Raw genomic sequence first — 21,068 nt, forward strand, 5'->3', positions numbered from 1 at the left:
AGTAGGTTCTTATCTATAGATTTGTGTTTTTAGATTCGATCAACAAGTAATACTGTCACATCATCAGCAAAGTCGTTCGTTCCTACATAGTTTCTTGCTTCTCTGATGAGTGTGTCTGCTGAATCTTGCGTTTTTAAGGTTTTTGACTTTTGAATTGCTTTTTGAAATAATTCTTCATCATAACGTTTATTATGATCTTTTGACATATGTTCGGTGATTCCGTCAGTATACATGACTAGTCGATTCCCTGGAGCAAAAGGAAAAGTTTTTTCTTCGTAGAATAAATCCGGAATGAGTCCGAGGATCTTTCCTTTTACATCCAACTGAAAGATCGGTGAATCTTTTTGGTCTAGTAAAAACGGAGCATGGTGGCCTGCATTGGCACAGAGAATTGTATTGTTCTTTAAATCGATGATTCCATAGAATGCGGTAAGAAAATTTCCGGCAAGTTTTCCGTATAACATGTGATTTAGTGTGGTTAAAAATAAAGAAGGACTAAGTTTGATGTCTTGTTCAAAGTTTTTTAAAACCATATGAGCCATTGCCGCAAGAACTGCGGCAGAAAGACCATGGCCAGAAATGTCTGCGATTAAAATAGAAAACTTAGAATCCTCTAATTGGGTCACATCATAAAAATCACCGCCAACCTGTTCTAGAGGGATATGCGCAACACCATACGAAAGTTTGTCGGTGTTCGGTAGGATGGACGGCATAATTTTTTTCATGATATTTTTGGCACGGTTGAGCTCTTTGCCGGTATCTACGATTTGGTGGAAGAGTTGTGCATTTTTGATTGTACTACTGAGTCTTGCAGCAATGTTTGTTAACAAATCCAAATCAGAATGTTGGAAGGCATATCCAGAAAGTTTGTTATTGATACTGATGACACCGAGTAGTTCGTTTTGAAAGACGAGTGGCGCAGAAATAAGGGACTTTGACTCAAATTTATAAGGAGAAAGTTTGTTATAACGCGGATCCAAATCCAAATTGTGGATGAGTAGACTTTCTCTTTTTTCTGCGACCCAACCAGATACACCTGTACCATAGGGAACTTTGATTTGATCATAAGCATCCTCCGGAATCCCTTTTGCTGAGAGTATACTTAATTCTTGTTTTTCGGCATTGGCAAGGTAAATGGTTCCGGAAGAAGCACCTAAATATTCTAAAACTCGATTGAGAATCCATTTTCCTAATTCATTTAAACTTTTTTCGGAAACAGAGAGTTTTTCAAATTCATATAATAGTGACAACTCAAGAATTCTTTTATCTAAACTATCTTTAGTGTTTGCATTTTGAATGGCTGTGGCAGCGACTTCGGACAAGGAAATTAAATATTCTAGGTCTGCATTGTCAAAAATTCGATGATTTGTTTTATTGATGACCTCTAATGTTCCGATTAATTTGTCTTCTACGAAAAGTGGAACACATATCAGTGACTTTGTTTTGAATCCAGTACGTTTGTCCATACTGTCATTGAATCTTGGGTCTTTGTAAGCATCTTCCAAGGCAATGGGTTTTTTCTCTTGAGCAACCATCCCTACAATTCCTTCACCTAACTCTAGTCTGGCGTATTCTTGGATGATTTCCCCTTTTTCTCCCAATGCCACTTCGCAATAAAGAAATTCCTCATCTTCCAAAAGGAATAGGGAACTTGCTTCGGCTTCTAACAAATCTTTGGAATACAGCATGATGAGGGGAAGGAGTTGGTGCAAATCTAGGTTTGCATTCAGTATCGAAGAAATATGGAGTAGGCTACGAAACTTACTAAGGCTAGTTTGAGGATCTAAAGACATAGGGGCACGAAACCAATATTTATCTCAGATTCCGATTCGTCGATTTAGAATTTCGGTTTAGTTTTATCAGAAATGGAAAAACAGAGAAAAAATACCTGCACGATTCTTATTTTTTGAGCATTTTGTAAAGATTATGGCGGTTTCGATTTCCTTCTTTAGACAACTACTTTTTTAGATTAGAATGATACCAAAGAATGAGAAATACGAATCCAGAATTGGTTGCATTCCTCTTTAAACTTTCCAAAATAATCAAGATTTCATTTCTGTAAGGAAGTTTTCATTTTGGACTCATTTCGATTTCCTCGTTTTCTCGGTGTTTTTATCATTCTTGTATCTTTTATCCTTCTTCCTTCTTGCAAAAAGAAAGAGTCAGAGGAAACGGAAGATCTTCTTACTCTCCTTGGGCTTGGGTTGTATGCGCGATCTTGTGCCGGTCAAAATAGTTTTCCCTCGAGTGGGGCTGTGGGAGCCTTAACTCGACTCCAGATCCAACCTTCACAAACTTCCACTTCCATTTCATCCTATAATAATCCTCATCATGTGTATCCTCCGCAATCGGGTGTTAGCCGGAAAAATATTTTATCTATTTTTTATCCGGGAACTGGATCCAGTCCCTGTGAAATTGGTGCGATTTTACAACAAGGAGCCACTCGCGGATACCATGTCATTGGTCTAAGTTATCCCAATAATGATGCGGTGAATAGTATTTGTAACCAAGGAGATGCGAGGTTAGACCTGAGTTGTTTTGAAAACTTTCGAAATGAAGTGGTGACAGGTGCCGATGTTTCTCCTTATATCTCGGTTGATGTAATCAACTCAGTGGAAGGAAGGATACTGTCTCTTTTGCAGCATTTAACAACGACAAGACCTGGTGAGGGTTGGGACCAATTTTTAACAGGAAATAATGTCAATTGGCCCCTTGTGTATGTGGGAGGGCATTCTCAAGGGAGTGGACATGCAGCTTATCATGGAAAACGAAGGGCTGTGGCAAGAGTATCTATATACAGTGGAGTTTCTGATTATAGTTTGCAATATTCTTCTCTTCCCTCTTGGTTAGGAGCTGCACAGTCAGCACCTGCTGGGTCTTATTACGGGCTTATTCATGAAAATGATTCCGTTGCTAATTTTAGTGGAAACCAAAATCAGGTGACGGATGTTTGGTTGAATCAGTTCGGTATGACTGGCACTTTAACAAATACTAATGTCGGGGCTCCTTTTGCAAATAGCCATCGTTTGGTGACATCTGCTTGTAACGGAATGGGAACGGCAGCTTTACATAGTTGCCCGATGATCAATGGTTTCCAAAGCATTTGGAATTATGTTAGTTTTCCTTGATGATTTGTTTTTAGAATGGAGGAAGGCGTTTAAAAATCCATTCGGGAATGTTCCGAATCACAAACATAATGAGTCGCCATGGCCAGCGAATGTAAACTATATCCTTTTTCGTTAGACCAGCTTTTACGATGAGTTTCGCCGCATCTTGCGGTTGTAAGGTGAGCCAAGGGATCAGGTTGTGTCCAAAGGACATCTTTGTATAAACAGGACCTAGTTGGATGGTAGAAATATGGACACCCTTTGGAAAGAGTAGAGACCTAAGTCCAGAGAGATAAGTGGTAAGACCTGCTTTAGCACTTCCATAAATATAATTCATTTGTCTGCCGCGGTCCCCCGCCACGGAACTAACTGCGACAATACTCCCATCTTTTCTTTTTTCCATATCCAAAGAGATGACATTGATTAAAGACACAATCCCTGAGTAATTCGTATTGATGGTCCTAAGGAGTTCGGCTTGGTTTTCTCTTGCTTTGGTTTGGTCCTCATAATAACCAGCAAGTAAAAATACAATATCAGGTTTTGGATTTATCTGGTCATAGAATTTTGTGTGTGAGGCAAAATCAGTGACATCCAATTCATAAGTCTCTAAAGATACTGGATATTTGGTTTTGAATTTGGATTTAATTTCTTTCAGTTTCTTTTTGTCCCTACCGCTTAAAGAAAGAGAAAATCCTTGGTTGGCAAGGATTTCTGAGATATGGATTCCGATATCGGAAGTTGCTCCAATGACTAATGCATTTTTCATTAATAAAAACCTGGATTCTAACTGTAGAGAAACACTCGGTCCTTTGTCACTGAAAATTCCACCATCCATCCACACTACCTGACCCGGTGAAGGAAAAACTCGTCCCAATTTTAGGAATTTGTAAATTAAGTTTTAATTCTTCTGAGGCAACAAGCACTCGTTTGATGGGATCGTTCCATGGGTGTAAGGAAAGGATAAATTTTCCCCAATGAACCGGTACAAAAGATTTGGCTCCAATTGTTTTTGCTGCCAATGCAGTTTCTTCCGGACGCATGTGAATGAAAGGCCAGTCGTCGCCGTATTGCCCACACTCCAAAAAAGCTAAATCAAAGGGGCCATATTTTTTCCCAATGGATTCGAATACAGATCCATAACCAGAATCACCACCTACAAATACCTTATACTCTCCAATTTTCAAAACATAAGAACACCACAAACTTTTATTTCTTTGAACTCCTCTTCCAGAAAAATGTCTGGTTGGTGTCGCTGTTACATTGAGGTTTGAAAAAATATCTTTCGATTCGAACCAATCCAATTCAACAATTTTTGTTAATGGGACTCCCCAAGATAGAAGGTGGGCTGAGACACCTAACGGAACTATAATGGTTTTAGTTTTGGGATGTAGTTTTAACATCGTTTCATAATCAAGGTGGTCATAATGATCATGTGTGATGAGTAATATGTCCAAATCTGGCATATCTTCTGGCAAATAGATATCCGTTCCTTCAAAGGATTGAACTGCAAAAGGAACTGGTGACGCATAACCAGAAAAAACGGGATCAACTAGAATCTTTTTTCCTTCGGCAAGTAATAAGTAAGAGGAATGTCCAAACCAAATGTATTGGGGTTCGTTTGTATCAAGCGATTTCAGATCTATTTTTGTGGATGGAATCGGTGAGGATGGCCTTATCGAATTTGGTTTTTGCCAATATTTCATAACCATTTTAAAATAAGAACTATCGGGAGCTAACATCTCCGTAGGTTCTAAATTTTTAAAACTACCAGATTGAAAATGTTCAGATTCAGAGATTCGTTTGAGAATCTCTCCGTGGGGAAGTTTGCCGAGAGTTGTTGCCAAAATAATGTCCTTATTTGTTTGACGGTGACAAATCCTTTTTCGCCCATTTTCGGATCATGAAATCCAGGTCTCGTAAAAGGAGAGGTTTTGTCATAAAATCATCCATACCGGCAGAAAGGCATCGTTGTTTTTCTTCCTCAAGGACATTGGCGGTTAGGGCAATAATGATCGGTTGTTTTGTAATGGTTTGCGATTGGCGGATACATTTTGTAACAGTAATTCCATCCATATCAGGCATCTGAACATCCACAAATAGTAAATCGGGTTCTTCGGAACGCACCATATCCAATGTTTTTTCACCGTTCTCCGCTTGTAGGTTGGCATACCCAAGTTTTTTTAAGAATAGGTTGGAAACTTTTTGGCTAATCGGATCATCATCCGCTACCAAAATTCGGAGAGGGTATTTTTCCGCAAGAGGACTGTCCTTTGTCACTTTTGGAACTAGCTCTTGGACATCGGATGTTTTATCCGTCACAAAAGATTCTGACTTTACTTGCGAATTAAATTGAAAAGTAAAATTAGATCCTCTTCCGTAAACACTTTGAACGGAAATCGACCCACCCATCTCTTCAATTAATTTTTTTGTAATCGCGAGGCCAAGGCCAGTCCCAATTGTTTTTTCCGTTAGATGGGAATGTACTTGTGTGAACGGTTGGAATAAATTTCCAATCCTGTCTTCTGGAATTCCTATCCCTGTATCTTTTACAGAAATTTTCAATCGAATCGAATCCTCTTTTAAGGGAATGGTTTCGACAAGAACAGTGATAGCACCTTTTTCAGTAAACTTAACTGCGTTACTCAGTAAATTAGTTAGAATCTGTGCAAACCTTCTTTGGTCTGTGATGAGAAATGCCGGAGGTGGATTTGAAAATTCTAATTCTATTTTTAAGTTTTGCGGATCCGATTGCGACTTAAAAAGATTGATACAATCTGTCATAAACTTCTGTAGCGGAACTGGTTCTAAGTGTAATTCAAATTGGCCAGATTCTAGTTTGGATAAATCTAAAATATCGTTGATGAGCAGTAGAAGATTATCTCCGCTAAATTGAATTAGGTTTATATACTCTTTTTGTTCCTCTGATAAATTGGTTTGTTGTAATAACTGAGTCATACCTAAAACTCCATTCATTGGGGTTCTGATTTCATGGCTCATCGTTGAAAGAAAGGTCGTTTTAAAGTCTACTTTTGCTTCCGCATTTTCTTTTTCTTGTTTGAGTCTTTCTTTGTTTTTTAAGTTTTCTATCATCCTATCTGCAATGAAAAGAGCCTGCGAAAGACCAAAAACTAGAAAGCCGTATTGCGCAAGATAGGCGGTTCCTTTTTTTGCAAATTCAGTGAGTATGTCTAAAGAAAATAAAGACATGGTTGCAATCACCGAAAATAAAAACAAACGGCTTCCTGCTTTTTTTAGAATCACACCATCAATGATAGGATAGAGTAATCCAAATAGAGCAAATAGCGACAATACCAAGTGGAATGCGAGAAATTTCGAAAATGTAAGTAAGTCTAGTGGTAATGCTAGAAATAATAAAGAGGCCACAAAAAAGTTTACGCGGTAGATGAGTTTATATTTTCCTGAATTGTAAATTTCTCTTACATACAAAGTAAAAGTAAGGTACAATAAGACAAAACTAATCCCGTTGACCCGTACCATGATTTCATAAGCACCGAGTGGAAGGTAGTTGTATATGAATCTTGTTTCACCGATGCTTAATAAACGAGCGGCCGCTAAAAAACATACAGTCGCAAATAGGACATGTATTTTTTCATCTCTCCAAAAAAAATATAAAACAAAATGAAAAAACGCCAGAGTGAGAAGGGATGTTAATACAAAAATATCTCTACTAATTGTTTCTAAATAGGATTTACTAATGCCGGCATGAGTCCCAAGTGAATAAGGAGTTGCCACTCCGCAGATATGATAATGAAAACATGATATTTTTAAAGATAATTTGATTTCTTGGTTTTTGATTTCTGGTAATGCAACAGTTTGAATGTTCAGGTGAGGAGACTCTGAGGAAAAATCTTCTCCAATGATTCCCGATTTGTAAATGGTATCTTCTCCCACAGCTATTTCAAAAGCATTGCGAGTGACTCCGTTTTGGAGGTATAAGTTTCCTGTATTTTCTGGAACTAAAATTGTCAGACTTAGTTTTGCAAAACCAGCGGGGTATTTTTCAGAAGAAGAATTGGTCCAGTGTCCGGGGACGATTGTGAACTCGCTGTCATTGGAAGTTTCCGTGGCATTCCAGTTTTTCCAATCAATCCTCCATTCTCCATTGAGTGGGACATTCCCCATGGATTCGAAATTCCAATTGCGAAGGTCGAGGACACCCTTTCCCGCCAGAGGTACATTTTCTATCCTACCAGATTCGCAGCCTAAAAGGCAAAAAATCAGGAATACAGAAAGGAAGATTGGGTTATGTATCTTCATCGCCTTCCTTTATAAGACGAAAGAAAAATATGAAATCTATATCATTATTTACGAGAGTAAGAACCACCGCCTTACAAAGACAAGGGCCCAATCCCAAAAACTGGGTTTTCGTAGATATCCTAGTTTCAAAAGTGTTTCTTTGTTCTTAAATGCTTTTAGTTTATCAGGATTTACTAAATTGAAAACAGTATCAATTCGATTTTCTTTAGTAGTAAAGATTTGAACTACACTGGGTTCATCATTGGAATACCCAATGAGTGCAGGTGACCCGTTGGCATAACCAAAATAGATTTCTGTGGATTTGCTTGCTTTTGCTGTTGTTCTTGTGAGTAAGGACAAAACTCGCCTGATTCCTGGAATGGGAATTCTTGCGGCGTGGACTTTCCCCCCTCCATCCGAATAAGCGATCACGTCTTCTTTTAATAATTTTGTGAGAGTTTTTGTGTCTTGGTTGTAACAGGCAAAACTAAATTCGAGTAATAATTTTGAATGGAGTTTTGGATCTGGTTCAAATTTTTTCTTTCGTGATTGAATGGCGGACCGAGCACGCCTGAGTATCTGACGGCAATTTTCTGAATTTTTACCAACGATATTAGAAATGAATTCATAATCAAAATCGAAAAGTTCCCTTAATATAAAGACGGCCCTTTCTGTTGGATTCAAAGTTTCTAGAATCACAAGAAATGCAAAATTAATTTTTTCATCATCAAAACCATCTGCTGTTTCTGGTATTGGCTCTGGTAAGTAAGGCCCGATATAAGTTTCTTTTTTTCTAGATGCTTTTTTTAAAAGATCAAATGCGAGTCTTGCTGCGATACTTCCCAAATATGATTTATGGTTTTGAATTTTAGATTTTTCGGCGGAGAGCCATCTAAGATAACTCTCCTGAACAATATCCTCTGCATCCACATAACTTCCAGTAATGCGGTATGCAATTGAAAACAGATAATGTTTCCATTCTAAAAAAAGATCTAGGTCATTCATGTGACCAAACCTCCCACAGGTAAGGACTCAGAAACTACTTTCTTTTCCGTAAGGATTGGGTTTCCTTTCGGCCAAAAATAAAACCTGAATGGAAGTTTTTTCTCCAGTATCAGTGAAACAATCGTGAATTTACAGACGAGTTCCTTCATCCACGCACCCCATTTGCCTTTGATGATCCATTCTTTTGCTTTGTCATTTCCTTCTGTGAGTTGGATCATCCCAACGTTTCTTCCCAAGGAGATACATCTTCCAAAAAATTGAAATGAAAAAGGAGAAAGTTTTTTTCCACGAGTTAAATTCGCTAAATGATCTGCAACATAAGCTCCCATCGGCAACGCGGTCACACAACCCATACGTAAAATCGAATTTTCCAAATAAGCAGAATCACCTGCAACAAAAACTTCAGGAAAATCGAGAGAACGTAAAAATGGATCTACATAAATTTGATTTTGTGAATTGGTTCTAAACCCTGATTCTTTAAGTAAAGAAGGGCTTTGAAATCCAGTGCAGTTCAAAATACTATCAAAGGAAAGTTTTGTTTTATTTCCAAATCGAATTTCGTTTCCTTCGATTGACTCTATATTCATTTGATCTAAAATTTGAATCTTATTTTCTAAAAAAACAGACCTCATATAATCTTTTCCTTTTTTAGAAAATGAAGAAGCAAATGGATTTCTGTCTATGATTGTTACTTTGGAATTTGGATGAAAATGTTTCCATTCGGTCGCCATCTCGATTCCAGTCAGCCCAGTTCCAATAATACCAAGGTTTTGAATTTTTGAATTGTCTTTCTTTTTTAGAAATTCAAATACCGCTCCTCTCGATTGGATGGAGTTTTCATTTGGATTCAGCGAACGAATTTGAGAACTCCCAAGGGTAATGATTAAATAGTCATAACTAATTTTTTGATCGGTTGTCCCAACTTTTACTAGTTTTTCTTTGGGAAAAATTTCTGTTACTTTTGTTTGCAGGAAACTAACATTTGTTCGTAGAAATTCTCTGATGTTTCGTTCTTTTGTTTGTCCAGAAGATGCCATTTCATGGAAACGAATCCTTTCTTGAAAACTGGAGGATTCAGAGATTAAAGTAATTTCAGAATCTTTGATTTGTTTGTCTAAACGGTTTGCAGCAATAATTCCTGCATACCCTCCACCTAAAATGAGTATTTTTGGTTTCATATTCTACCTCGCAGTAAAGACGAGATAGGCCTTTCTGTTTGTGACAAGGTTTTACAAAAAATTTAGGCTTGATTTAACGCTTGATACTTTCTAGAATCGCTCATGCAGAAAATGAGTTGGAAATTGTTTTTCTTTTTTACTGGTATTTTAGTTTTTACACCATTTTTCTCTATTTTTTCTCAAGGTTTTGATCGGGGAAAAATAATTTTTTTCGGAAACGGTGCCTTAGGTTTGGGTGATAATTCAGGAACCATGGAGAAGAAAGTAGAACAAACAAACTCTCCTAACTTTTTAATGGTGAATTCTCCTTACACAACAGCAGCTTCTACTTTTGCAAATTATCTCGTTTTACAAAGGCTCGTTGACCAACGGACTGAGCTTACCAGTAGAACGGGAGAATTGGGATTTGAATACGGGGTTTTTCGTTATTTTGGGATTGGACTTTCCGTTTCGAACCAAACCATTACTTCTTCTAGTTTTAGAGTGATTGACGAGAGACAGATTATTTTATTTTCCCTACTGGCCACGGATTATGGAACCATGTTAAATCGTTTGAACCATGGTGACATTTATGATACAGTCTTACAAAAGAAACGAGATGTCTTTAATGCAACATCAGGTGATTTGAGTTTGTTTTTTCACTTTAAACCAAATGATCCATTTGATCCATACATTCGGATTGGCGGTGGGTCTGGGTACGAAGCATTGTTTGGTGGTGCTACCAATCGGGTATTTGGTGCCATTGGCTTTCGTCAATATTTGAGTGAACGGTTTTTTATTAATGCAGAGTTAGAACATTCCAATGTATATATGGTTCATTATAAAGTGCCAAATTCAGGACATCGGAATAAAGGAAACTTCGAAGAAACTTTTTTTAAGTTTGGAATGGGTATGTCATTTTCTCTTTTCGGACCGGATCTTCCTCAACCCGAAAAAAAACTGACAACAGTGGCTGATACAATCGCTCAAGAACTCCCTTCGCAACCTAAGGAACCTGAATCAGATATTAAATTAGATCGTTTTGTTTTCCTTGCGAGTGAAATCTTTGATTTGCCAACAAGTAGAATTCATTTAGAAGGTAGAGCCAGATTGGATGCAATTGCTCGCAGTTTGGAAAATGAATACAAAGATTTTGATGTCCAAGTGATTACTTATACAACTCCCTTCAGGGAAGATGTTCCTGGGAATTATGAAAACTATGATTTGGGATTTGAACGTTCACAAGCCATATCCCGAATCCTTCGCGAAAAAGGTGTCAACTCGAAAAGGATTATTGATTCCACCCAAGGATCGGCTATGTATACTGTTGATTCAAGAGAGAAGGTGGTGATTGAACTTAGAAAAAAGAATAAATAATTTTTTCTAAGTTTAAATCCATTCAGCTAATCATACTTTGGAGCCAACACTCGCCTCTCGGTTTAGTTCCAGAAGTTCTTCGGTTCTTTTTCTGCTTTCTGCACAAAGATTCGGATTGTCTTTCATGGATTCTCCGAAACTAGGAATCATTGTTTTTAATTTAGTTTTCCATTCTGTTGATTGCATTTCTTTGGGAAAACAATCGGTAAGCACTTCTAACATGATGGAAACAGAAGTCGAAGCACCGGGGCTTGCACCTAACAAAGCGGCAAGAGATCCATCTTTTGCGGAAACCACTTCGGTTCCGAATTCCAAAACTCCACCTTCTTCTTCATCTTTTTTGATTACCTGAACTCTTTGGCCTGCTACTACTAATTCCCAATCTTCTGATTTTACTTCTGGGAAGTATTCTTTCAGTGCGGTTATACGATCTTCATGGGATTGCATGGCTTGGCTGATTAAGTATTTAGTTAAAGGTAAGTTGTGCATTCCTGCTGATAACATGGGGAAAATGTTATCAAATTCTAATGACTTTACTAAATCAAGGTAAGATCCTTTTTTTAAGAATTTGGTCGTAAAACCAGCATAAGGTCCAAATAATAATTCTTTTTTGCCTTCGATGATTCTTGTGTCTAAGTGAGGGACGGACATGGGGGGAGAACCAACATTTGCTTTTCCATATACTTTAGCAAAATGTTGTTTGATCACATCTCGATTGCGGCAACGCAACCACTGTCCACTCACTGGAAATCCACCAAACCCAGCGGCTTCTGGGATGTCAGATTTTTCTAAAAGCGGAAGACTTCCCCCGCCGGCGCCGATAAAAACAAACTTAGCTTCGTGGTGTTCTTTTTCATGTGTCTGGATATTATTTGAAGTTAGGTGCCAAAATCCATTCTCGCTCCGTTCCAAATCTTTCACATCTTCAAAATAATGTACATGGACATCCGGAAAACTTTCTAAATAACGAAACATTGCCCTTGTTAAGGTTCCGAAGTTCACATCGGTTCCTAATTCCATCTTGGTGGCGGCTAGTGGTTCTGAGTTGTCTCTACCTTTCATGACAAGGGGAAGCCATTCGGTAAGAGTGTCCTTATCTTCTGTATAAACTAGGTCCTTAAATAATTCATATTTTTTTAAGGCATCAAAACGCTTTCTAAGGAAAGATACATTTTCTTCTCCCCAAACAAAACTATAATGAGGAACGGAATGAATAAATTCATCAGCATCTAAAATTCGTTTATTACCTGCAAGATAACCCCAAAACTCTTTTGAAATTTCGAACCATTCTGCGATTTGTAAGGCTTTTTTTGTTTGGATGGAACCATCTTCGTTTTCAATTGTATAATTTAATTCGCAAAAGGCAGAATGTCCGGTACCGGCATTGTTCCAGGCATTCGAACTTTCACGAGCGGCGGCGTCTAATCTTTCTAGTACAGTGATGGTTAGGTGAGGGGCTAATTCTTTTAAAAGAACTCCTAGGGTGGCACTCATAATTCCTGCACCGATGAGTATGACATCGGATTTTGTTCTAACTGTATCTTTTTCTTTCATCCTAACCTTCTGTAAAAATATTGACAACTTTCCTGATTTTCCCCCTGTCCAAAGGATAGGGTAATTTGATTGAAAGCATTCTTCGTATTTTTGTCCGTTCTCACATCCTTACTCGGATTTATCTATTATTATTCTACTTATCGTTTAATCTCAGGACTTTCACTGAATGGACCGGTGGTGACTCTGATTTTGTTTGGGATTGGAGCCCTCGTACTACTTGTACCCTTGACTTATGTTTTGAGTCGCACCTCGAAAAGGGAAAAAACCCAAACCTTTTTTTCCTACCTCACCTTCACGAACTTTGGATTCTTTTCTATTTTGTTCACTTTGGTCCTTCTTATGGATTTACTCCGCCTGGTGGACCTAGGGATCGTAACGGAATATTCACAAGTTTTGTTTTCTAGTTTACTTCGTCTTGGTTTTCCTCTCGACGGAGTGACCGAAGTTAAAAATTTCAGTCTGGCCTTTTCTACCATCGTAGTGGCCACAGCTCTTAGCTCTCTTGGTTTTTTTAATGCTCATGTTCGGTTGCAATACAAACGAGTGAAGATCCCTGTCGAACATTTACATCCTGATTTAGATCAGTTTAAAATTGTACAAATCTCTGATGTCCATATTGGTCCTACCATCAAAACTAAGTTTTTGAATCGTGTTGTGAAAAAGATCAATTTACAGAATCCGGATGTGGTTGTGATTACAGGAGATTTGGTGGATGGGCCGGCAGCCACTCTCAAACACCACTTACAGCCATTAAGAGATATTCAATCAAAATACGGAACATTTTATGTTACAGGAAATCATGAATACTATTCGGGAGTTCTTTCTTGGTTACCAGAAATTGAAAAATTAGGGATTAAAATTTTATTGAATGGGAACCAGATGCTCTCAGTAGGAAATGCCAAGTTACTTATGGCAGGTGTGACTGATCTAACCGCGGGTTCAATGATCAAATCTCACCAAACAGATCCTAAACGAGCCATGGAAGGTGGAGAAAATTCTGATTACAAAATTCTTCTGGCACACCAACCCAATAGCATCTACGAAGCAAACGAAGTTGGTTTTGACTTACAAATCTCTGGACATACTCATGGTGGACAATTTTTTCCTGGAAATATTTTGATTTACTTAGCTCAAAAATTTGTCTCCGGCTTACATCGATACAAGAATATACAAATTTATGTGAGCAGAGGAACGGGGTATTGGGGTCCTCCTTTTCGTTTGGGTGCTCCTTCTGAAGTTTCTGTTTTGGAACTTCAGTCCGTCTAAGTATCAATCGTTTTTTTTGTAATCAATATTTGATACTTGTGATTTGAATCCGGATACCACCTGATATTCGTAGTTTATCTTTTTAAATATCCTTTATACATCATGTTTCTATTGGTTGGTCTTAAAAAAAATAAATGCGCCAAGGATCGACCGAGCGTCCCGTCGAGGGAGAGCCTGGTCGGGAATCAAAAAGATTTTTATTTTAGATTTCTTTTCGAGGCGCCCCCTAAAAAAAAGAACGAGTTCAAGGATTGGTTCGTGTGAAAAAAAATGTGAAAGTAGGTGAAGTCTCTTTGCGTTTTAGAAATAATTGACAAACAAATTAGCAGGAAATGAGAAATGAATCAGAATCCACTCATCAGAAAATTAACCATTGCGATTGAGGCTCCTTTATATCTCTTAATTTTTCCTTACTTTATCAATTTCTGTTTATTTGCATCCAGGTTCGAGATCGAAACATTAATCAAACTTGGTTTACTTGGCACTCTCCTTTCCTTGGTTCCTTTGGTCATTGGAATTGGCCTTCGAAATCGAAGACTCAAACGTTTGTTATCGTTTTCAAAAGATACAGATCAAAAAACAATAGAAGATTTGAAAAAAGGACTTTTGGAGCACCCTCATTGGGAAGGGAAAGTCATTCTCATTCGCTGGACCGCTTCTATTTTGGGATTTTCTTTTATGGCAGTGAGTTTTCTTGATTTGCCATGGAAAGAAATTATGGTCCTTCCCTATGCTTGTATCATGCTTTTGCCAATTATTTATTTGGCTTTTTATTTTCAAACTGAAGTATACTTGAGTCCAGTGCTAAAGGTTCAGGAGTTAGCAAAGGTATTACTCGATGAATCTAAATTTCGAATTTTCGGAGTTTTTCAAAGAAATCTTTTTACCATGTTAGCTGTGGCATTATTACCAATGTTAACATTTGGTTATTATTTGTTTTTGATTCTACTCACTGATTTCAGATCTCCTTATTGGTTCTACCAAATGCCCATTGTTTTTGTAATGATGGTAGTGATTATGATTTATGCTGCCTATGTCGGTAGTAAATCATTAAAAGACGATATTGGTAATTTAAACCATTCCATTGAAAAATTATCACAAGGGGAACTCGCAGAAACCATACCTCAACTTTCTGCAACAAACCTAAGCCATACGATTACAGAATTGAACTTATTTATGGATTCGTTAAGGAACTATTTCCAAACTGCGAAAGAGGAAGCTGTTTCCCTTTCCCAAACTTCAAAAATCATTTTGGATAAAGGTGCTGTGATTGATTCGCAAGTAGTTTCGGAAAAAAACAAACTCGACTCAACTTTTGAGTCAGTCAAACAAATCCAAAATTTATCCCGAGCTACTTATGATCGCGTTCTATCTCAAAAAGATAAAACTAATTATTTAGCAAGTGAACTCACAAAAGTGACAGATGAAATGACAGATCTTTCAATAAAAGCTGATGGTTTGGCACAAAATACGGTTCATTCTATTGAAACCATTCAAGCAGAAAAGAATGCCATTCAATCTGCTTATGAAAAGGTAGAGGTGATGAACCAGATGAGTGAAAATATCAAAGCAACAATTTCGATCGTTGAGGATATTTCTGACCGTGTGAATTTACTATCTCTCAATGCATCGATTGAAGCAGCCAGGGCTGGATCTATGGGGCGGGGTTTTGCTGTGGTTGCAGGAGAGGTTTCGCGCCTAGCTGATGAAACAGCTAAAAATATTGAAGAGATCAAACGCGTGGTAAATTTATCACAAGTAGCCTCAAAAGAAAGTTTGGAATCAATGAAAGAAATCATTTCTACCAATGAAGATGTAAAATCTAAGTTTGAAGAAATCTCTAGAATCGTTCAGTTGTTTGGCCATATCAGTGAAACCAGTTCCGAAAATGTAAAATCCTTAAAAAAACTTGTGGGAGAGTTCCAACAAGATGCAGTACAAATCACTGAAGAGATGAAATTACAAACAGGATATACGGAAGAGTCAAATTCAGATTTACAAGAGTTATGGGAAAACCACTCAAAAATCTCCACCACATTTAAAGAAATTTCGGAAGAGGCAAACCATCTAAAGTCGGTTTCAGATTCGATGGAGAGAATTGTTTCCCGGTTTCGGTTTTAAAATCATCGTTTAAAATTTATTTCCTGGTATTGTAAATAAATGAACTGCAATACCTCGTTGCGAGAGATCGGTGTTTGAACACTGGTCGAATCTTAGAATCTATGTCTCCTGGTCTTGGGAAGGAGGGTGCTTGTTTCTATTTTTTTACAAATAGTTCGGGAAAGTACAATGTTTCCTATAATATTTATGGGAAATCGCTTTTAGGTTTCGCGACTGAATTAATAAAAACGAAGATCTCAAAAAAATACTTTCATTTATGGGAAGTTTTCGTCTTCTCATAAATCAAACGATCACTTTAAAGTATGTTAAAACAAACTCTTCATAAACTCTATTCTCTTAGTATTCGTACCCAGTTGATGATTTTCATTTTTTTTGTTCTCAACTTAGTACTTGGCCCAGTTTTTTATTTCGTCTATCAGTCTGCTAAAAGCCAAATCGTAGATATTGGTGGAGAGTTGTTTAAAACCTTGGCAACTGATTCGGTAGCCGTTATCGATTTATTAAATGAAGATGTAAAGGCCGGAAAAATCAATTTAGCAGATGCTCAAGAATTGGCTAGAATCTATATTTTGGGACCTAAAGGTTCCGATGGAGTCCGTGATTTGTCCAAAGGAAAAATGTCAGCCAAATTGGATATGCGGGTTTGGGCATCTCGCCCGAACGGTATTTTTACAATGAACCCTTTTAACATTGAAGGTGTTAATCTTTGGGATTACCAGGTCGATGGAAAGTATACGGTCCGGGATACTTGGTCCAATAAGGAAAGAACCGGGAAAATCGTTTATGAATTATGGCAAGAAGGAAACGAACCAACCCATTCTTGGATTGCTTATCAGATCTATTATGAGCCTTGGGATTGGATTGTTGGTTCTGGTGGGAGAGAGGCCATTTTTTATGAGGAGCGCCTTAAGTCACTTTCTTACTTATTTCTGATAGGTGGCATATTTGCATCCATCGTTTCGTTAGTTTTTTCGTATTTTTTTGCAGCAATTTTTGCGCGAAAGATCGATCATGTGAAGTCGCTCATTGGAAAAGCTAGAGAGGGTGATTTAACTTCAAAATCAAATCACTTATATAAAGATGAAATTGGATCACTGCTAACTGATTTTGATCAAATGACCAATAGTTTACGAACTATGATTCAGGTTGTTTCAAAATCTTCAAATGAAGTTTTGAAATCGGCAGATCAGCTGATCGAAAGTGCAAAAGGTTCGGCTAATGTAGCTGCGACGATATCAGAATCGATGACTACAGTGCGAAGCAATTCAAATACACAGCTAGAAGCTTTTTCTGAAAATAAATCGGCAGTAGAAGAAAATACTCTTGCGATCGCAAAAATTGCTGAAGCCACTTATATAGTTTCAGAATTGTCAAACGGTGTTTTGGAAAAGGTAGAAGAAGGCCAAGACATAGTAAAGAAAACAGTTCATCAGATGGAGATTATTAATTCCTCTGTAAATGGAATTTCTTCGAGTATTAACACTCTTGGTGCAAACTCTAAGGCAATCGGACAAATCGTTGAAACGATCAATCAGATAGCAAGCCAAACAAACCTACTGGCTCTCAATGCTGCAATAGAAGCTGCTAGGGCAGGAGAGGAAGGAAAAGGTTTTGCCGTTGTTGCCGATGAAGTTAGAAAATTAGCAGAACGATCAGAACGAGCAACTAGACAAATTTCAGTGATCATTGATGAAATCCAAAAAAACACACTTGAATCGATCCAGATAATGGAAAAAGGAAATCAGGATGTAGGGGTTGGTGTAGAGATGGTCAATGTTGTTGGAAATACTTTTCAATCAATTATTTCTGCAATTAAGAAAGTAAATGATGAAATCCATGGCGTTTCCTCAACCACTGAAGAGATATCTGCTAGTACTGAAGAACTCAACGCAAATACGGTCCAACTGATTGAGCTAACTAACATTATTAATGAAAGTACAAAAGAAGTTTCGGTTTCCTCTGATTCTCAGTTATCTGAAGTATCCGCTGTAAAAGAAGCAGCGAATCGATTGAGTGAACTTGCAAAAACTTTAAACCAAGAGATAGGAAAGTTTAAGATATAACAAGATATTTCCATCGTAAAAAATATATGTATGGATTTCGTTTTGTTTTTCAATTTTAATCATTAGGTGGTTCGTGATTGCCCTGATGAATAAGGGCAATAGGTTCATTCGGCTAATGGTCGTAATTTGAATGATTTCGCAGGATAAAAAGAAGCGAGAACTATGAGATTTAAACTTATTGAACATTCAAATTGGCGATGTTCTGAAAAGTTATCGATTGAACCCCAAATAAGAGCCTGTCATTCGATCTCTGATGAAAACATCTGCCATTTTGTTTAGCGATAGAATTTCAAAGTCATTCCGTTTGATTCAATTTCTGTGACTGTATTTAATTGTTTTTCAGTTCCTTGTAAATTGAGTAATTGGTCTTTTGTTTCTCCACTGTGCTTTTCCCAACCAATCCCACAAATTTCGCCGCTTGTATTTTTTAGGTATATTTTTGTGCTTCGATATGGGGTGCCGTTTCCCCATTCAATATTGTAATATACGTAACACATAGCATCTGTGATAGGAAATCCTGTTACATCCAGGGTAGAAATTTGAATTCCAGCTTGGAGGAGATTGATCTGACGAATGTTTGCTGGGTGTTCTTCGACTACAGTGATGCAGATTTGACCAGGAACTCTACCCATACACTGATTGAGTTTTTCCTGATCTTCTATTTCTTTTGCAATTGATATGAGAGAAAGAGGAACCCACCCAGACTTTTGATTCGACTCTCTGCAGGATAGAGTGGTGACAATCATTTGAAATAACAGAAATACGAATAGTAAAATTGTTTTGATGAATGGTTTTCGATTTTTCATTTTTCTTTAATTAACTCCTATTGTAATCCTGATGCAAAATAAAAACTTCGAATATCAGTTTGGCCGGCAGAATCCTTGACTCGTAAAAGAAATGTCCAGCCAGGACCAAGCCATCCTGTAGCACCACCAACGAGAAGTCCTGAGTTTGAATCTAACCATGAATTTGTTGGCAATCCACATTCATTGGTCCAATAGTAAGGTGGTGTTTTATAGTACGTCAGGTATGATTCAAACCTCCCTTTGGTTTATCTATTAAACTTCAGGAATTGGAACTTAACTACGAATTAAAACTTTGCGGGTAAATGGAAAGCAAAGTGAAAATACTTTTTCTTTTCACTTTGGCAAAAGAAAGCAAATTTCTTCAGTAAAGAAAAACTTCTCATTCAGATCTAATCAGAATGAGAAGCAATTGGGGTTTATTTTTTTAGGTAACCTTTTTCTTTGATTTCTGCATAAACAGAGCTTAGTAAGTCTCTTCTTTGTGCATCCACAGTGGCCACTGAATCTAAAAAAGGCATTACAAATAGAAGCAAGATTTGACCAACTTCGGTTTTTTTCTCTTCCCTTTTTAATTCTGCAATGACTTTTCCTTTTTTATCTTTAACTGCTACATTCAGCGTAATATGGGAGCCCATATAATACGGTAAGATTCCAAGAGTAGGTAAAGAAATCCAAAAAGAAACTTTGCCAGAAAAGTATCCCTTGTCTTCCGTTGCTTTGATATCAAAAGTATAGTCTGCTTCAGTCTGGCTTCTTGTCGAAAAAACATCTTCACTTTCGTTTAAGAGTTTTGCAGACTCATTCTGCCATTTTTGAATAAAATAGTGGTGTGGATCTTCAGGTTCACCATTAACAGTCCCTTGGTATGTGGCATTCACTTTTACTGCTATCTTTTTTGAAGTATCAAAGTTTTTGATTACCGGAGTTCCTTCATATTCACCACTTCGAAAGTTTAAACAGTTGAACGTGAAAATTCCAAAAGATAGGTATAATAGCCTTATCAGAATAGGTTTTATCATTTGTTTTTCCTATTAAAAGTGTGCATTTACTTACTAAATTTGCTTAGTTTTTTATCTGCAATTTCTTTCCAGTAAGAGTTTGGATTTGCCTTACTCACACCTTCTAAAAAGACATACTCATCAAAACCTGGTCTGCGTAAATCTGGGTAATAGTATTTGTCTTTGAGTAATTCTAAATTAGATTTTAAGATGAAACCATTATCTTTTTCTAATACAAATTTCTTTTTATTAGATACTCCGATTAACTCATCTAATGTAGCTGGAAGTGCAAATGGATCATCGGAAGTAGTTTCCTTTAATACACCTTTAAATAAACCTAAATATTGAATTTCACCAGGTTTCGCTTTGAAATTCATTACTTTCGCTGTATCTTCTGGATCAAGATCTATATACACATTGTCACATTGTTGTTGCGTGGTTGGCACGCCATTTACAAAAACAATTCTGGTTTGGCAATAAACGTAACTAGTTGTAGAAACAGTATACGATTTTCCATCAACGGGAACAAGACGTGATACGTAGGAAATAATTTGTAACTTCTTTCCGTTATAAATTTTTTCCTTATCCGTTTCTTCCACTAAAACATGTGCTGGATCGGGAGTTCTTTTTTTTGCATTCACTTTACTGTCTGCGTCGAGAGCTACGGTTAGGTCTCCGAAAGCCTCGCCAAATTGGTAAATTTTATCAGTTCCTAAAAGACCTGGTGGATATTCTAAATAGATTGCATAACCAACCAAACCAACTGATTTTATTTCTTCCTTGGTTTTTGGTGATTCAAGTCTGTAGACAGAAGACTTACATGCGATCGCAAACATTAATAGGGGAAGTAAAAGGATTCCCGTAATACGAAATTTGTTCATTTAATTTTCCTTATTTTGGGCAAAGACTAGGTGATTAGAAATATTTAGCAAGCATTATGGGGAGTTTTACTAGAAAAGGAAAGGCAATTTCTTCTACTTGTTTACTCCTGAACCTGTTGGAAATACTCTGAGAAGGGGTTGTTCTTTCGCTTTGCGTTATTGTGAGAAAATCAAATAATTCTAAGATAAGAATATTCGAGCGGTTTGGTGATAGGTGCAAACTTTTCCGTAAGGAAAAGTTGCGATTAATTGTTGTTATGTGGTTTGGGTAATTGGCAAAAATCCGTCATTGGAATTCGAAATATTGAAACGAGACATAAGTCATTTAGTTGGTTTGAAATCAGAATGAGCACGGAATTGAAGATATTTTGATTTCCGATGGATAAAAAAACTCTTAAATTTGGGACAATTTTTATAAAAGAGGTTTGACTTGTGGTGTACATTCTGGAATATGGACAAACGGCGATTGGAAGAGG

At 37.2% G+C, this 21,068-nt stretch carries 16 protein-coding genes; 5 read left to right on the forward strand and 11 right to left on the reverse strand.

Translation table 11 applies throughout. The annotated features are described in order from the left end of the window. Positions 1-29: 29 nt before the first annotated feature. The gene (locus tag CH361_RS14460) at positions 30-1,793 is read right to left on the reverse strand and encodes a GAF domain-containing SpoIIE family protein phosphatase (protein ID WP_100791508.1); all 1,764 of its coding nucleotides are present in this window, start codon (positions 1,791-1,793) and stop codon (positions 30-32) included. A gap of 282 nt (positions 1,794-2,075) precedes the next feature. Here CH361_RS14460 and CH361_RS14465 point away from each other — a divergent pair, with 282 nt between their 5' ends. Then, complete coding sequence (locus CH361_RS14465; protein WP_244279896.1) at positions 2,076-3,128, forward strand: BPSS1187 family protein; 1,053 nt, start codon at positions 2,076-2,078, stop codon at positions 3,126-3,128. 10 nt (positions 3,129-3,138) lie between these two features. Here CH361_RS14465 and CH361_RS14470 read toward each other — a convergent pair whose 3' ends face one another. Genes CH361_RS14470 through CH361_RS14490 form a run of 5 tightly spaced genes read right to left on the reverse strand, consistent with a single transcriptional unit; the run spans position 3,139 to position 9,547 of the window. Continuing rightward, positions 3,139-3,873 carry an SDR family NAD(P)-dependent oxidoreductase gene (locus tag CH361_RS14470; protein WP_100791545.1) on the reverse strand — a complete coding sequence of 245 codons (735 nt, stop codon included), beginning with the start codon at positions 3,871-3,873 and terminating at the stop codon, positions 3,139-3,141. A 46-nt stretch (positions 3,874-3,919) separates the two neighbouring features. Further along, the gene (locus CH361_RS14475; RefSeq protein WP_100791510.1) at positions 3,920-4,951 is read right to left on the reverse strand and encodes an MBL fold metallo-hydrolase; all 1,032 of its coding nucleotides are present in this window, start codon (positions 4,949-4,951) and stop codon (positions 3,920-3,922) included. A 10-nt stretch (positions 4,952-4,961) separates the two neighbouring features. Next, the gene (locus tag CH361_RS14480) at positions 4,962-7,385 is read right to left on the reverse strand and encodes an ATP-binding protein (protein WP_244279897.1); all 2,424 of its coding nucleotides are present in this window, start codon (positions 7,383-7,385) and stop codon (positions 4,962-4,964) included. 48 nt (positions 7,386-7,433) lie between these two features. Continuing rightward, the gene (locus CH361_RS14485) at positions 7,434-8,369 is read right to left on the reverse strand and encodes a sigma-70 family RNA polymerase sigma factor (RefSeq protein WP_100791511.1); all 936 of its coding nucleotides are present in this window, start codon (positions 8,367-8,369) and stop codon (positions 7,434-7,436) included. Then, positions 8,366-9,547 (reverse strand): NAD(P)/FAD-dependent oxidoreductase, encoded by a 1,182-nt coding sequence (locus tag CH361_RS14490; protein ID WP_100791512.1) that lies wholly within the window; start codon positions 9,545-9,547, stop codon positions 8,366-8,368. The genes CH361_RS14485 and CH361_RS14490 overlap by 4 nt, the downstream gene beginning before the upstream one ends. 102 nt (positions 9,548-9,649) lie before the next feature. On the opposite strand from CH361_RS14490, the gene CH361_RS14495 reads away from it, so the two are divergent. Next, the gene (locus CH361_RS14495) at positions 9,650-10,903 is read left to right on the forward strand and encodes an OmpA family protein (RefSeq protein WP_100791513.1); all 1,254 of its coding nucleotides are present in this window, start codon (positions 9,650-9,652) and stop codon (positions 10,901-10,903) included. Between the two features lie 30 nt (positions 10,904-10,933). Here the strand turns inward: CH361_RS14495 and CH361_RS14500 are convergent, their stop codons facing one another. Further along, a complete protein-coding gene (locus CH361_RS14500; RefSeq protein ID WP_100791514.1) occupies positions 10,934-12,457 on the reverse strand; it encodes a malate:quinone oxidoreductase in 1,524 nt (507 codons plus the stop codon). Between the two features lie 69 nt (positions 12,458-12,526). Between CH361_RS14500 and CH361_RS14505 the strand changes: the two genes are divergently transcribed. The 3 genes from CH361_RS14505 to CH361_RS14520 all read left to right on the forward strand — a co-directional run bounded on the left by CH361_RS14505 (position 12,527) and on the right by CH361_RS14520 (position 17,907). Further along, positions 12,527-13,723 carry a metallophosphoesterase gene (locus tag CH361_RS14505; RefSeq protein ID WP_100791515.1) on the forward strand — a complete coding sequence of 399 codons (1,197 nt, stop codon included), beginning with the start codon at positions 12,527-12,529 and terminating at the stop codon, positions 13,721-13,723. Positions 13,724-14,062: 339 nt separating this feature from the next. Beyond that, complete coding sequence (locus tag CH361_RS14510; protein ID WP_100791516.1) at positions 14,063-15,844, forward strand: methyl-accepting chemotaxis protein; 1,782 nt, start codon at positions 14,063-14,065, stop codon at positions 15,842-15,844. 302 nt (positions 15,845-16,146) lie between these two features. Next, on the forward strand, positions 16,147-17,907 hold the full coding sequence (locus tag CH361_RS14520) for a methyl-accepting chemotaxis protein (protein WP_244279898.1): 1,761 nt from the start codon (positions 16,147-16,149) through the stop codon (positions 17,905-17,907). Between the two features lie 275 nt (positions 17,908-18,182). Here the strand turns inward: CH361_RS14520 and CH361_RS14525 are convergent, their stop codons facing one another. The 4 genes from CH361_RS14525 to CH361_RS14535 all read right to left on the reverse strand — a co-directional run bounded on the left by CH361_RS14525 (position 18,183) and on the right by CH361_RS14535 (position 20,592). Then, on the reverse strand, positions 18,183-18,713 hold the full coding sequence (locus tag CH361_RS14525; RefSeq protein ID WP_100791518.1) for a hypothetical protein: 531 nt from the start codon (positions 18,711-18,713) through the stop codon (positions 18,183-18,185). A 17-nt stretch (positions 18,714-18,730) separates the two neighbouring features. Continuing rightward, positions 18,731-18,886: a hypothetical protein gene (locus tag CH361_RS19720; RefSeq protein WP_165782273.1), complete on the reverse strand. Its 156-nt coding sequence runs from the start codon at positions 18,884-18,886 to the stop codon at positions 18,731-18,733. A 243-nt stretch (positions 18,887-19,129) separates the two neighbouring features. Beyond that, a complete protein-coding gene (locus CH361_RS14530) occupies positions 19,130-19,732 on the reverse strand; it encodes a hypothetical protein (protein WP_100791519.1) in 603 nt (200 codons plus the stop codon). Between the two features lie 26 nt (positions 19,733-19,758). Then, entirely contained in the window at positions 19,759-20,592 is an 834-nt protein-coding gene (locus tag CH361_RS14535; RefSeq protein ID WP_100791520.1) for a hypothetical protein, read from the reverse strand. Positions 20,593-21,068: the final 476 nt, after the last annotated feature.

This window comes from Leptospira brenneri, from assembly GCF_002812125.1.
GTDB classification, from domain to species: Bacteria; Spirochaetota; Leptospiria; order Leptospirales; family Leptospiraceae; genus Leptospira_A; species Leptospira_A brenneri.